An 11,881-nucleotide genomic window follows, 5' to 3' on the forward strand; every position below is an offset into this window, starting at 1 on the left:
GGATTGTCTCATCAGGGTGAGGCGAGCGGAGGGGTTCTCTCGCCTCACATCCCGGCGAAGCCGTCTCCGACCGCCGCGGCGAGCTGCAGATACGCCTCCCTCGTCGGCTCCTGCAGCCGGTCGAGGTCGATCTCGGCGCCCTCCTCCAGATGCGGGTCGTACGGCACGCGGACGACCGTACGGCAACGCGCCGCGAAGTGCGCCTCGAGCTTGGCGATGTCCACGGCCGACTTCGACCTCGGCCGCACGCTGCACAGCACCACCGTGGCGTCTCTCACCAGGTCGCCGTAGTGATGGGCCTCCAGCCAGTCGAGCGTCGCCGAGGCGGCCCGCGCGCCGTCCACGGAGGGCGAGCTGACCAGCACGATCTGGTCGGCCAGCCCGAGCACGCCCGACATCGCCGAGTGGAGCAGCCCCGTGCCGCAGTCGGTGATGCAGATGGAGTAGAAGTTCTCCAGCACCTGGGCGACCTGCTGGTAGTCGGCGGCGCTGAACGCCTCGGAGACCGAGGGGTCGCGGTCGGAGGCGAGCACCTCCAGGCGTGAGGGAGCCTGCGAGGTGAAGGCCCTGATGTCGACGTAGCGCTTGACCTGGGCGCGCTCGTTCAGCAGGTCGCGAACCGTCGCCGAGGTCTCCAGCTCCAGCTTGTCGGAGAGCGTGCCGCGGTCGGGGTTGGCGTCGACCGCGATCACCCTGTCGCCGCGGACCTGCGCGAGCGTGGCGCCGAGACCGACCGTGGTGGTGGTCTTGCCGACGCCGCCCTTGAGGCTGAGCACGGCGACGCGGTGGTGCCCGGTCGCGACGGGGGTGCGGGCCCTGGCGACCAGGGCGCGACGGCGGCGCACCTCGGCGGGCTCGCCCGGCTTGATCCACCCGGCGGAGGCCTTGTAGATCAGCCGGCGCCAGCCCTTGGAGGGGGCGTTGCGGCGACCGCGCAGCAGTGAGTCGGGGTCGAGGCTCTCGGCGGTGGGCCTGTCGCCGACGGCGGGACGGGCCGGCACGGCGAAGGCGGGAACCGGCGGCTGCGGGCGGCGGCGTACGGGGAACGGCTCCTCCTGCACGGCCACCTCCACCGACGGCGGCTCGGCGAAGCTCGCCCGCTCGAACGAGGGCGGCTCCTCCCTGTGCCGGGGCTCCTCCCTGCGCGGCTCCTCCCCGCGCGGCTCCTCCCTGACGCGGGGTTCACGCGGCAGGGGGTCGTCGAAGCGGAAGGCGTCGAACCTGGGCTCAGGCTCCTCGTGCCGCGGCAGGCCGGGCTCGGGAGTGTCGTCGTCGGGGACCAGCTCGCCCTGGACGGTCTCGACGTCGGCGATGCCCTCGAAGCTCTCGGCCGCCGGCTGCGGCCACGGCGGGCGCGGCCACGAAGGGTCGGTGCGCTCCTCAGGCGGCAGCGGGTCGAACATGCTGCTCTGGGGCTCGGGACGCTCCTCTGCCTGCGGGTCGAAGGCGCCCATCCGGTAGGAGTCGGTGTCGTCGGGGCGGGGAAGCGGCTTCAACGGCGCGAGGAAGGCGTCGTCGTCGTCCCTGCCGAACGTGGGAGGCCGCTCGGCCTCGACCGAGGACTCGAACCACTCGGCCGCCTCCACCTCCTCGGCGGGCAGCTCCTCCGCCGCGGCCTGGCCGTACACGGAGTCGACCGCGGCCCTGAACAGGGGCGGGGTCGGAGTGTCCTGCTCGGTGGGCACCGACAGCCAGGGGTCCTTCGGGTATGGCGAAACGACGGTCTCGTCCGTGGCCACGGCGCCGGTCTTGGCGCTGACCTTGACGGGTTCCTCGTCGGTCTCCTTGATGGCGTCGAGCCAGGCGAGCTGTTCCTCGAGAGACTCTTCACGATCGTGTCGTGCCACCGTGTTCCCCCTCGGGATGGGCGTAAAGGGGCAGCAAACACATTGCACATTAACGCCCCGTGTTCCGTTGAACGCAGGCAACCCGCAACTTCCCTGCCCCGCTACCTTGGGTCACATGCGAGCGATTGTCATCACCAAGCCCGGCGGACCCGAGGTTCTGGAGTGGCAGGAGGTGCCGGATCCGCGTCCTGAGCGGGGAGAAGTCGTGATCGATGTCACGGCCTCCGCGGTCAACAGGGCGGATGTCATCCAACGGCTAGGTTTCTATGACCCACCGCCCGGCGCCTCCCCGTATCCGGGGCTCGAGTGCTCCGGGGTGATCTCCGAGGTCGGTCCCGACGCCGTCGGGTTCGCGGTGGGCGACAGGGTCTGCGCCCTGCTGTCGGGGGGCGGGTACGCCGAGCGCGTCGCCGTCCCGTGGGAGCAGGTGCTGCCCGCGCCCGAGGGGCTGTCGCTGACCGAGGCGGCGGGTCTGCCCGAGACGGTGTGCACCGTCTGGTCCAACGTCTTCATGACGGCCAGGCTGCGGCGCGGGGAGACGCTGCTGGTGCACGGCGGCGCGAGCGGCATCGGCACGACCGCGATCCAGATCGCCAAGGCGTTCGGCTCGCGCGTGGTGGTGACCGTCGGCTCTCAGGAGAAGGCCGAACGCTGCCTGGAGCTGGGGGCCGACGAGGCGATCAACTACAGGACCGAGGACTTCGCCGAGCGGGTCGAGGCGGACGTGATCCTCGACATCATGGGAGCCAAATATCTCCCAGGGAACGTCAAAGCTCTCAAGACGGGCGGACGGCTGGTCGTGATCGGTCTCCAGGGCGGCGTGAAGGGCGAGCTCGATCTCCACATGCTGACCAGGAAGCGGGCCGCGGTGCACGGCACCACGCTCCGATCCAGGCCGGCGGCCGAGAAGGGCGTGGTCGTGCGCGGTGTCGCCGACAACGTCTGGCCGCTGGTGTCGGCGGGCGCCGTCAGGCCGGTCGTGCACGCGCAGGTGCCCATGGCCGAGGCCGCCAAGGCGCACGAGATGCTCGATTCAGGAGAGCACGTCGGAAAGATCCTGCTAGTAGGTTGAGAGCTATGAACGCTGAGGAGAACGCTCCCCACATCGTGGTGGTGGGACCCGAGGGCTTCAGCGCCCAGGGCGATAGCGCTGAGAACGGTGAGCACGAGGAGCGGTCGATCGCCAACCTGGTCGAGCAACCCGCCAAGGTGATGCGCATCGGCAGCATGATCCGCACTCTGCTGGAGGAGGTCAGAGCCGCGCCTCTGGACGAAGCCAGCCGCAAGCGGCTGAAGGAGATCCACGAGAGCTCCATCAAGGAGCTCGAGGACGGTCTGGCGCCCGAACTGGTCGATGAGCTCGAACGGCTGTCGCTGCCCTTCACCGACGACAACGGCACGCCGCCGAGCGACGCCGAGCTGCGCATCGCGCACGCTCAGCTGGTCGGCTGGCTCGAAGGTCTGTTCCACGGGATCCAGACCACGCTGTTCGCGCAGCAGATGGCCGCCAGGGCCCAGCTGGAGCAGATGCGCAAGGCGCTGCCCGGCGGGATGGCCCAGGAGAGCCACCGGCCCAGCGGCACGGGTCCTTACCTGTAGAGGTTCTCCAGCACGAGGGCCACGCCGTCTTCGTCGTTCGCCGCGGTCACATGGTCGACCGCGGCGAGCACGTCGGGATGGGCGTTGGCGACCGCGTACGAGGTGCCTGCCCAGGCGAGCATGGGCAGGTCGTTCGGCATGTCCCCGAACGCGATCACCTCGTCCGGCTTGATCCCGTTCCTCGACGACAGCGCGGCCAGGGCGGAGGCCTTCGTCACGCCCTGCGCGCTCATCTCGATCAGCGCCCTGCCGCTCGAGTGCGTCGCGGTCACCAGATGCCCCACGAGATCCTGTACGGCCTCGTGCAGGCTGTCGGGGTCCATCTCGGGATGAAGTGCCAGGAGTTTGGCGCACGGCCGCGAGGTGAGAGTCGAGGCGCCCACTCTGAGGCCCGCCACCGCCTTGCTGTCCATGCCGCCCAGCCGGAAATCCGACTCGTGCGCAAAACCACCTTCGTACTCGACCGAAAATGCCAGTTCGGGCACGTTCGCTCGAAGCTGAGCGACCACCTCTCCAAGTACGTCGGGCTCGATGAGGTGCGACTCGACTATCCGTTCGGTGTGCAGGTCGTAGACAAGGGCGCCATTGGCGCAGATGGCAAGTCCGCGGTGGCGCACGGCGTCGGCGACCACACTCATCCACCTGGGCGGACGGCCGGTGACGAATACCAGCATCGCCCCAGCTCGCTCCACGTCGGCGAAGGCGGCGGCGGTGCGGGAGGAGACGGATCCGTCGGCGCGCAGGGCGGTTCCGTCGAGGTCGGTGGCCACCAGTCGCGGGGCGGCGGAGAGGCTCGGCATAACAGCTTCCAGTTTGCCCTGTGATGCCGCGGTCCAGAAATCTTCGTGGCAGAGGGAACACCAAGGCGGCGGAATGGTGTTAGATGTGATGGCGTTGTATTAGCTGATCCCGTAGTGAAAACCGGCATGTGATTGTCTGAGCCACCCCGGGTGCCTGCTGTATACGACACACCGGGATTCGCGAGGTGCGGGTCCCATAGATACACATCCTGAGGGAGAGCTTTTATGGCTCAGGGAACCGTCAAGTGGTTCAACGCTGAGAAGGGCTTCGGCTTCATCGCCCCGGACGGCGGTGCGCCGGACGTGTTCGTGCACTTCTCCGAGATCGTCGGCAACGGCTACCGCAGCCTTGAAGACGGGGCGCGGGTCGAGTTCGAGATCACGCAGGGACAGAAGGGGCCGCAGGCCTCCCAGGTCCGTGCCATCTGACCTGATAGCTACGAGATAAGAGCCGAGGATCTTCGGATCCCCGGCTCTTTTCGTCTCCAGGGGCCGTCACCGATACACCAGCCCCGACAGCCGCCACGCGAGCTTCCTGCGGAAGGGCGGCAGCACCGCCAGGCACCTCAGCGCGATGTTGCGCAGCGGACGCAGCCTGCGGTTCACCGTCGCCAGCGCCGTGAGCCTTCCGGCGAACGCCACCACCTGCTCGGCCACCGGCCGCCGCGCCGCCGCGTAGGCGTCGAGCGGGGCCGCCGAGCCGCTGCGGAGCGCCTGTCCCAGCGCCTCGCCCAGGGCCGCCGCGTCCTGCAGCCCCGCGTTCATCCCCTGCCCGCCCGCAGGGCTGTGCACGTGGGCCGCGTCGCCCGCGAGCACCACCCGGCCCGAGCGGTAGGCGTCGGCGACCCTGTGGTGCACCCTGAAGCGCGAGCCCCAGACGACCTCCTCGACCACCACGCGCTCCTTCACGGGGCCGCGCGCGTCGAGCAGGCGCTGCACGAAGGCCACGTCGGGAAGCTCGGGCGCCTCCTCGACGGTGGCCACGATCCTGAACGTGCCCCCGGGCAGCGGCGCGACCACCACGAGCCCGTCGGGCGAGAAGAACAGCTCGACCTCGTCGGCGGGCACGCCGCCGCTGAGCCGTACGTCGGCCAGGGAGAAGGACTCGGCGTAGGTGCCGCCGGTGAAGCCGATCCCCACCTGCTCGCGCACGGTGCTGTGCATGCCGTCCGCGCCGACCAGGTAGCCGGCCCGCACCTGGCTGCCGTCGGCGAAGGTCGCCGTCGCCCCCTCGGCGTCCTGCTCCACGGCCACCACCCTGTACGGCCTGGCGACCCGCCCGCCGAGCTCCTCGAACCTGTCCAGGAGGATCCGCTCGGTGTCGGCCTGGGAGATCATCAGCGTGTAGGGGTAGGGGGTCGGCAGCCGCGAGAAGTCCACAGGGACGAGCACCCTGTCTCTGTCCCTGATCGTGAAGCGCGGCGAGTGGATGCCGAGCCCCGTCATCTTCTTGGTGACGCCGAGCGGCTCCAGCACCTCCAGCGTGCGGGCGTGCACGACGGCCGCCCTCGAGGTGTTGTCCCCCTCGGCCTGGTCGTCGGCGATCGTGACGTCGAACCCCTGCTGGACGAGGGAGACGGCGACGGCGAGCCCCGTGGGCCCGGCTCCGATGACGAGCACGTCGGTGGTGACGTTCATGATGCCCTCCACTTGGTCAACGCTTGTTGGCATCACTATCGCTCCGCCCGTCTAGCTATGTCAACACTTGTTGGCCTACAGTTGTTGACATGAGGAGATCGTCCGAGGACACCAAGGCCGCGATCCTGGCCGCCGCCCGCGAGCGCTTCGGCGCCGACGGGTACGAGAAGGCCACGATCAGGGCCATCGCCGGCGACGTGGGCGTCGACCCGGCCATGGTGATGCGCTACTTCGGCAACAAGGAGAAGCTGTTCGCCGCCGCCGCCCACTTCGACCTGCGCTTCCCCGACCTGGCCTCGACGCCGCGCGAGCAGGTCGGCACGGCGATGGTCGGCCACTTCCTCGACCTGTGGGAGACCAGCGAGGCACTTCAGGTGCTGCTGCGCACCGGCGTCACCAACGAGGCCGCCGCCGAGCGGATGCGCGAGATCTTCGCCACCCAGCTCGGCCCGCTCGCCGCCCGCCTCTGCCCCGACCCGGCCACGGCGCCCACCCGCGCGGGCCTGGCCGCCTCGCAGATCCTCGGCCTGGCGCTCACCCGCTACGTCCTGCGCCTGCCGCCCGTCATGGCCATGACGCGCGAGGAGGTCGTCGCCTGGCTCGGTCCGACCCTCCAGCGCTATCTCACCGAATGACAGAAGGATCACGGGTACGGCACGAATGTCCCCTCTCGCGAACCGCGGCCAGGCCGCCGCCCTCCAATCGGGCATGAGGTACGCCTGGCTGTGCCACCCCGTGACCCTCGTCTCGGTGATCGTCCTACTGGTCAACGACCATCTGCTCAAGCAGGCCTGGCCCGGCTTCGTCACCGGCAAGCTGAGCGACGTCGCCGGCCTCCTCGTCGCCCCGCCCCTCCTGGCCCTCCTCCTGCGCCGCAGGGCCGACGCCGCGGCCGTCCTGCTGACGGGAGCCCTCTTCGCGGCCGTCAAGACCACGGAAACGGGCGCGGAGGCCGCATCCCAGGCCTGGACCCTGGTGGCGGGCCATTCGCGCGTCCTGGCCGATCCCACGGACCTGCTGGCCCTGCCCGCCCTCGCCCTCGCCTGGTGGGTGCGCCGCCAGGCCCACGAGGCCCGCGCCAGAACGAGGACCCTCATCGCCCTCCCCCTGGCCGTCCTCGCCGTCACCGCCACCGGCATGCGGCCCGTCCCCATCGCTCAGGACGTCAGGGCAGAGGCGGGAGCGATCGTCGCCGACGTCGACGGCTCAGGCGATCTGGCTTCCACCGACGGAGGCAGGACGTGGAGTCCACGGAGCGCCGGCCTGCGTGGGCGGGGCCAGACCGGTGCCTGTGTCCACGGACAGGCCGAGCGCTGCTACCGGATCCTCAAGGGAAGGTTGGGGGTCGACCAGTCCGATGACGGCGGCGCGACATGGCGGGCGTCGTGGCAGTTGTCCGAAGGCCGCCTGCAGGTGCTGAAGCGGGCGTCGAACTCCTGGGAGGGCCCCGTCGAGTCGATGGCGGTGGCCGTACAGGACAGGCCTGGCGGGGGACACGTGGTGGTGGTCGCCAACGGGCGCGACGGTGTCGCGGTGAGAGACACGGCGGGCACGTGGCGACGCCTGGGATTCGGGAAGAACGGGGGCCTGTCCGAGGCCGACGCCACGCCGGTGAACCGGTTCGGCGCATACGTCTGGAAGGAGACGACGGTCGCACTCCTGGCGGGGTTGGGAGTGTTCGCCCTCGCGCTGGGCCTCAGCCGCCCCCGCAGGGGCGTGGCGATCGTGGTGATCGTCAACCTCGTCGGCTGCCTGTGCGCGGCGCTGCTCCCGATCGCGCCCGACGTGTCGCCGACGGCGCGGCTGGCAGGGCCGCTCGGCCTGCTGGCCGTCGTCACCACGATGATCACCTTGCTGGTGATGACAGGCATGGCGGGGTTGAAGGCGAGGGAGCTGACCGCGGCGTTCGGGGCCGGTGTCTTCACCGCGCTCGCGGTCGCGCTGCCGTTCCACGGGTGGAGCGCGGGCCGGCCCGAGGACCACGGTACGGCGCTCGGCCTCTCCGTCGTCCTCGGGCTGGCCACGGCGGCGACCGGGCTGGTCGCCACCAGGCGGACCGCTACTACTTGACCGGCTCCAGGACGTCGAGCCCGACGTAGGGGCGCAGGGCCTTGGGAACCACGACGGAGCCGTCGGCCTGCTGGTGGTTCTCGAGGATGGCGACGATCCAGCGCGTCGTGGCCAGCGTGCCGTTGAGCGTGGCCAGGTGCTGGGGCTTGCCGTCCTTGTCGCGGAAGCGGGCGCCGAGCCTGCGGGCCTGGAACTCGGTGCAGTTGGACGTCGAGGTCAGCTCGCGGTAGCGCCCCTGGGTGGGGATCCAGGCCTCGCAGTCGAACTTGCGGGCCGCGGACATGCCCAGGTCACCGGCGGCCGTGTCGATGATGCGGTAGGGCACCTCGATCTTGGCCAGCATGTCCTTCTCCCACGCCAGCAGCCGCTGGTGCTCCTCCGCCGCCTCCTCGGGACGCACGTAGGAGAACATCTCCACCTTGTCGAACTGGTGGACGCGGATGATGCCGCGGGTGTCCTTGCCGTAGGAGCCCGCCTCGCGGCGGAAGCAGGACGACCAGCCCGCGTAGCGCAGCGGCAGCTGCGAGCCGTCGAGGATCTCGTCGGCGTGGTAGCCGGCCAGCGAGACCTCGGAGGTGCCGACGAGGTAGAGGTCGTCCTCGGGCAGGCGGTAGATCTCCTTGTCGTGCGCGACGTGGAAACCGGTGCCCGCCATGGTCTCCGGCTTGACCAGCACGGGGGTGATCATCGGGACGAAGCCCGACTCGATCGCCTGCTGCATGGCCATGTTGAGCAGGCCGAGCTGGAGCCTCGCCCCGGCGCCGCGCAGGAAGAAGAAGCGCGAGCCCGAGACCTTGGCGCCGCGCTCCATGTCGATGGCGCCGAGCAGCTCGCCCAGCTCCAGGTGGTCGCGCGGCTCGAAGTCGAACGCGCGGGGCTCGCCCACGGTCTCGAGCACGACGTAGTCGTCCTCGCCGCCGTGGGGCGCCTCGGGCTGGACGATGTTGGGGATCGTGCCGATGAGCTCCTCGAGCTCGACGGCAAGCTTCTCGGCCTCGGCCTCCGCCGACTTGACCTGCCCCGCGAGCTCCTTGGCCCGCTGGAGCAGCGCCTGCTTCTCCTCGCCTGAGGCCTTGGAGACCGACTTGCCCATGGACTTCTGCTCGGCGCGCAGGGACTCGAAGGAGGTCAGCGCGGCGCGGCGGCGCTCGTCGAGGTCGAGCAGCGTGTCGACGACGGTGTCGTCCTCACCGCGGGCACGCTGCGACGCCCGTAGCCGGTCGGGGTCCTCACGAAGGGTACGCAGGTCAATCACCCCCCAAGGCTACCTAGGTGCGCAGTGCTCCCACACCCGATATCCCGTACGGCACGGCGTCGAGGCGCTCGCTCACACCTGACCCGCGCGCACGCGCGCCAGCCAGTCGCTCGCCTCGGCGAACTCGTTGTCGGCCGTGCCGCGCTTGATCTGGGGCGCCACGCCGTCGGCCCGCGGGTAGCTGCCGAGGAAGCGGACCTCGCCGCAGACCCGGTGCAGCCCCGAGATCGCCTCGCCGACACGGGCGTCGGCCACGTGGCCCTCGAAGTCGAAGTGGAAGAAATAGCGGCCGATGCCCTCGCCCGTGGGGCGCGACTCGATGCGGCTCAGGTTGACCCCGCGCATCGAGAACTCCGTCAGCATCTCCAGCAGCGCGCCAGGATGGTCGTCGGCCAGGAAGACCACGAGCGTGGTGCGGTCGGAGCCGGTCGGCTCGGGCAGCGGCCCTGGGCGCGACACCCTGACGAACCGGGTCTCGGTGTCGGAGCGGTCGCCGATGTCGGCCACCACCTCGACCAGCCCGTAGTGCTCGCCCGCGATGCGCGCGGCGATGGCGGCGTCGTACGGCGAGCCTGGCAGCGACACCTCCTGGGCGGCGGCGGCCGTGGACGGCGCGGCGACGACCACGGCGTCGGGCAGTTCGCGCGCGAGGAAGGCCCTGCACTGGGTGATCGCGGCGGGGTGGGTGTAGACGCGCTTGATGTGCCAGAGCGAGGTGTCGGGCCTGGCCAGCAGGGAGAATCGCACGGGCAGCAGGAGCTCGGCGGAGATGAGCAGCGGCTCGCCCCAGGCGAACTCGTCGAGCGTGGTGGTGATGGCGCCCTCGAGTGAGTTCTCCAGCGGGACGACGGCGCCGTCGGCCTCGCCTGAGCGGCACGCGTTGAGCGCGGCGCTGACTGTGGCGCAGGGCAGGCGCTCGGCGTTTGGCTCCATGAGCCGCAGGGCCTCTTCGGTGAAGGTGCCCTCTGGCCCCAGGTAGGCGAGGCGAGACATACCTACAGGGTAGTCAACGTCTTGCCATCTGGGGCTCGAACTCGGGACCGAGGCCGAGCCTGGCCGCGCGCACCGCCTCCTCCTCTTCTGGGGACAGCTGCTGCTGCCCCTTCCCGCCCACGACGGGACGCACGTAGGTGCGTGTCTCGGAGCGGCCGTTGATGGAGGTGAGCACGATGCCGTCGCCGAGGCCGTTGATCATCGCGACGGAGAAGGAGAGCCGCCCTGTCATCTCCGCCAGCGCGTCGTAGCGGTAGACCGCGACGTCGCGGATGGCCTTGAGGTCGCCCCTGCTCTCGCCGGCCTGCCTGGTGATCATCCGCTGGCAGTCGTCGACGGCCGCTCGCGCCTGCCTGAGCGCCACATATCCGATGACGACGCCGCTGACGCCCGCGAGCACGCCCACGATCATCCAGAGAGTAATCAGCACATCACCAAGAGTGTCACAAGATCTGGCGTCGTTTGGGCAACCAGACCCCAAGCAGCCAGACGAGGGCTATCGCGCCCAGCCCGAAGGCGTTCTGCACGATCTTGCCGATGACCGGGCTGACGACCGGGATCTCGGCCGCCTTGATCGCCACCCCCCACCAGGGGATCGGCACCACGTAGAAGAGCCACACGCCCAGGGCCACCCGCAGGCGCACCACGTCGCGTCCGTCGCCGACCAGCGCGCCGAGGACGACGACCACCCAGGCCAGGTGGTGGATCCAGGCGACGGGCGACAGCAGCACGGCCATAAGCCCGGTCAGCGCGACCGCGGTCATGGTGTCGAGCCTCTCGAAGGCGTGACGGGCGTAGCGGAAGCCGTACCACGCGACGACGGCCACGAGCGCGAGCCAGAGCACCGACGTCAGCCACTCGGGCAGATAGAGCCTGATCAGCATGCCGCGCATCGACTGGTTGGTGGTGGCCGCGTTCGCGCCCAGGCGCTCGGGGTCGAGCAGGGCCCTGAACCAGAAGTCGACCGCGTCGCGGGGGATGACCGCGAACGGCATCAGCGTGAACGCCGCGGTGGAGAAGGCCGCCATCCAGAACGTCTTCCACTGCCTGGTGACCAGCAGGTAGACGAGGAAGACGCCGGGCGTGAGCTTCACCGCCGTGGCCAGGCCGATCAGGAACCCGCGCGGCCACCACGGCCGCTTCGCCACGCAGTCGGCCAGGCACAGCGCCACGAGCAGGATGTCGACCTGCCCGAAACGCACCTGGTCACGGATCGGCATCAGGTAGGCGCACGCCACCATCAGGAACGCGAACACCAGCGGGTTCCTGTTCACCTGCCTGAACGCGAAGCCGACGGTGACGGCCAGCGCGGCGAAGACGCCGGCCGTCCACACCCACTGCGCCGTCTCCCACGACATCCAGGCCAGCGGTACGGCCAGCAGCGCCGCGACCGGCGGATAGGTGAAGGGCAGCAGCTGCGGCGCGGGGGTGAGGAAGTCGTAGACCGGACGCCCCTCCAGCAGCATCTGCCCGCCGGTGCGGTAGACGTCGAGGTCGACGAGGCGCTGGTCGTCCGCGTTGGTCAGCCACGTCTCGACGAGCGGCCACACGGCCAGCACGACGAGCACCGCGGCCAGCGGCCACAGCCACCACCGCCGCCAGATCGAGGGCGCTCCACCACCTGTCACGATGTGGCACGTTACCGTGGCTCTAGCCGTTCTTGGGCGTTGACTCTGGGG

The 11,881-nt window shown here is 70.2% G+C and carries 12 protein-coding genes; 5 read left to right on the plus strand and 7 right to left on the minus strand.

Annotated features, from left to right (window positions below; all coding sequences use genetic code 11):
• Window positions 1–44: 44 nt before the first annotated feature.
• Window positions 45–1,847: a nucleotide-binding protein gene (locus tag ABFX50_RS35000; RefSeq protein WP_346152549.1), complete on the minus strand. Its 1,803-nt coding sequence runs from the start codon at window positions 1,845–1,847 to the stop codon at window positions 45–47.
• 115 nt (window positions 1,848–1,962) lie between these two features.
• Here ABFX50_RS35000 and ABFX50_RS35005 point away from each other — a divergent pair, with 115 nt between their 5' ends.
• Window positions 1,963–2,919 carry an NAD(P)H-quinone oxidoreductase gene (locus ABFX50_RS35005; RefSeq protein ID WP_183652859.1) on the plus strand — a complete coding sequence of 319 codons (957 nt, stop codon included), beginning with the start codon at window positions 1,963–1,965 and terminating at the stop codon, window positions 2,917–2,919.
• A 5-nt stretch (window positions 2,920–2,924) separates the two neighbouring features.
• Window positions 2,925–3,446 (plus strand): bacterial proteasome activator family protein, encoded by a 522-nt coding sequence (locus tag ABFX50_RS35010; protein WP_183652857.1) that lies wholly within the window; start codon window positions 2,925–2,927, stop codon window positions 3,444–3,446.
• Here the strand turns inward: ABFX50_RS35010 and ABFX50_RS35015 are convergent.
• Window positions 3,437–4,246, minus strand: a complete 810-nt coding sequence (locus ABFX50_RS35015) for an HAD family hydrolase (RefSeq protein ID WP_346152552.1) — start codon at window positions 4,244–4,246, stop codon at window positions 3,437–3,439. The two genes, ABFX50_RS35010 and ABFX50_RS35015, sit on opposite strands and share 10 nt — an antisense overlap.
• 225 nt (window positions 4,247–4,471) lie before the next feature.
• Between ABFX50_RS35015 and ABFX50_RS35020 the strand changes: the two genes are divergently transcribed.
• Window positions 4,472–4,675, plus strand: coding sequence for a cold-shock protein (locus ABFX50_RS35020; protein ID WP_183652851.1), 204 nt, complete (start codon window positions 4,472–4,474; stop codon window positions 4,673–4,675).
• Between the two features lie 66 nt (window positions 4,676–4,741).
• Here ABFX50_RS35020 and ABFX50_RS35025 read toward each other — a convergent pair whose 3' ends face one another.
• Window positions 4,742–5,884: an FAD-dependent oxidoreductase gene (locus ABFX50_RS35025; protein WP_346152554.1), complete on the minus strand. Its 1,143-nt coding sequence runs from the start codon at window positions 5,882–5,884 to the stop codon at window positions 4,742–4,744.
• Between the two features lie 89 nt (window positions 5,885–5,973).
• Here ABFX50_RS35025 and ABFX50_RS35030 point away from each other — a divergent pair, with 89 nt between their 5' ends.
• Both ABFX50_RS35030 and ABFX50_RS35035 read left to right on the plus strand, forming a co-directional pair.
• Window positions 5,974–6,519, plus strand: coding sequence for a TetR/AcrR family transcriptional regulator (locus tag ABFX50_RS35030; RefSeq protein ID WP_346152556.1), 546 nt, complete (start codon window positions 5,974–5,976; stop codon window positions 6,517–6,519).
• A 25-nt stretch (window positions 6,520–6,544) separates the two neighbouring features.
• Window positions 6,545–7,954, plus strand: a complete 1,410-nt coding sequence (locus ABFX50_RS35035) for a hypothetical protein (RefSeq protein WP_346152558.1) — start codon at window positions 6,545–6,547, stop codon at window positions 7,952–7,954.
• Here the strand turns inward: ABFX50_RS35035 and serS are convergent.
• From serS to ABFX50_RS35055, 4 genes are all read right to left on the minus strand, one after another.
• Window positions 7,947–9,209, minus strand: coding sequence for a serine--tRNA ligase (gene serS / locus ABFX50_RS35040; protein WP_183652841.1), 1,263 nt, complete (start codon window positions 9,207–9,209; stop codon window positions 7,947–7,949). The genes ABFX50_RS35035 and serS overlap by 8 nt on opposite strands.
• 72 nt (window positions 9,210–9,281) lie before the next feature.
• Window positions 9,282–10,202, minus strand: a complete 921-nt coding sequence (gene pheA / locus ABFX50_RS35045) for a prephenate dehydratase (RefSeq protein ID WP_183652838.1) — start codon at window positions 10,200–10,202, stop codon at window positions 9,282–9,284.
• 13 nt (window positions 10,203–10,215) lie between these two features.
• A complete protein-coding gene (locus tag ABFX50_RS35050) occupies window positions 10,216–10,632 on the minus strand; it encodes a DUF4446 family protein (protein WP_346127309.1) in 417 nt (138 codons plus the stop codon).
• A gap of 13 nt (window positions 10,633–10,645) precedes the next feature.
• Window positions 10,646–11,830: a glycosyltransferase 87 family protein gene (locus tag ABFX50_RS35055; protein ID WP_346152561.1), complete on the minus strand. Its 1,185-nt coding sequence runs from the start codon at window positions 11,828–11,830 to the stop codon at window positions 10,646–10,648.
• Window positions 11,831–11,881: the final 51 nt, after the last annotated feature.

It is taken from the genome of Nonomuraea recticatena (assembly GCF_039533245.1).
GTDB lineage: Bacteria > Actinomycetota > Actinomycetes > Streptosporangiales > Streptosporangiaceae > Nonomuraea > Nonomuraea roseola.

What these genes read in the sequence shown, in the direction of transcription:
- pheA (WP_183652838.1), bottom strand. Translation starts at nt 10,202, where the DNA reads ATGTCTCGCCTCGCCTACCTGGGGCCAGAGGGCACCTTCACCGAAGAG.
- ABFX50_RS35010 (WP_183652857.1), top strand. Translation starts at nt 2,925, where the DNA reads ATGAACGCTGAGGAGAACGCTCCCCACATCGTGGTGGTGGGACCCGAG.
- ABFX50_RS35035 (WP_346152558.1), top strand. Translation starts at nt 6,545, where the DNA reads ATGTCCCCTCTCGCGAACCGCGGCCAGGCCGCCGCCCTCCAATCGGGC.
- ABFX50_RS35025 (WP_346152554.1), bottom strand. Translation starts at nt 5,884, where the DNA reads ATGAACGTCACCACCGACGTGCTCGTCATCGGAGCCGGGCCCACGGGG.
- ABFX50_RS35015 (WP_346152552.1), bottom strand. Translation starts at nt 4,246, where the DNA reads ATGCCGAGCCTCTCCGCCGCCCCGCGACTGGTGGCCACCGACCTCGAC.
- ABFX50_RS35020 (WP_183652851.1), top strand. Translation starts at nt 4,472, where the DNA reads ATGGCTCAGGGAACCGTCAAGTGGTTCAACGCTGAGAAGGGCTTCGGC.
- ABFX50_RS35030 (WP_346152556.1), top strand. Translation starts at nt 5,974, where the DNA reads ATGAGGAGATCGTCCGAGGACACCAAGGCCGCGATCCTGGCCGCCGCC.
- ABFX50_RS35005 (WP_183652859.1), top strand. Translation starts at nt 1,963, where the DNA reads ATGCGAGCGATTGTCATCACCAAGCCCGGCGGACCCGAGGTTCTGGAG.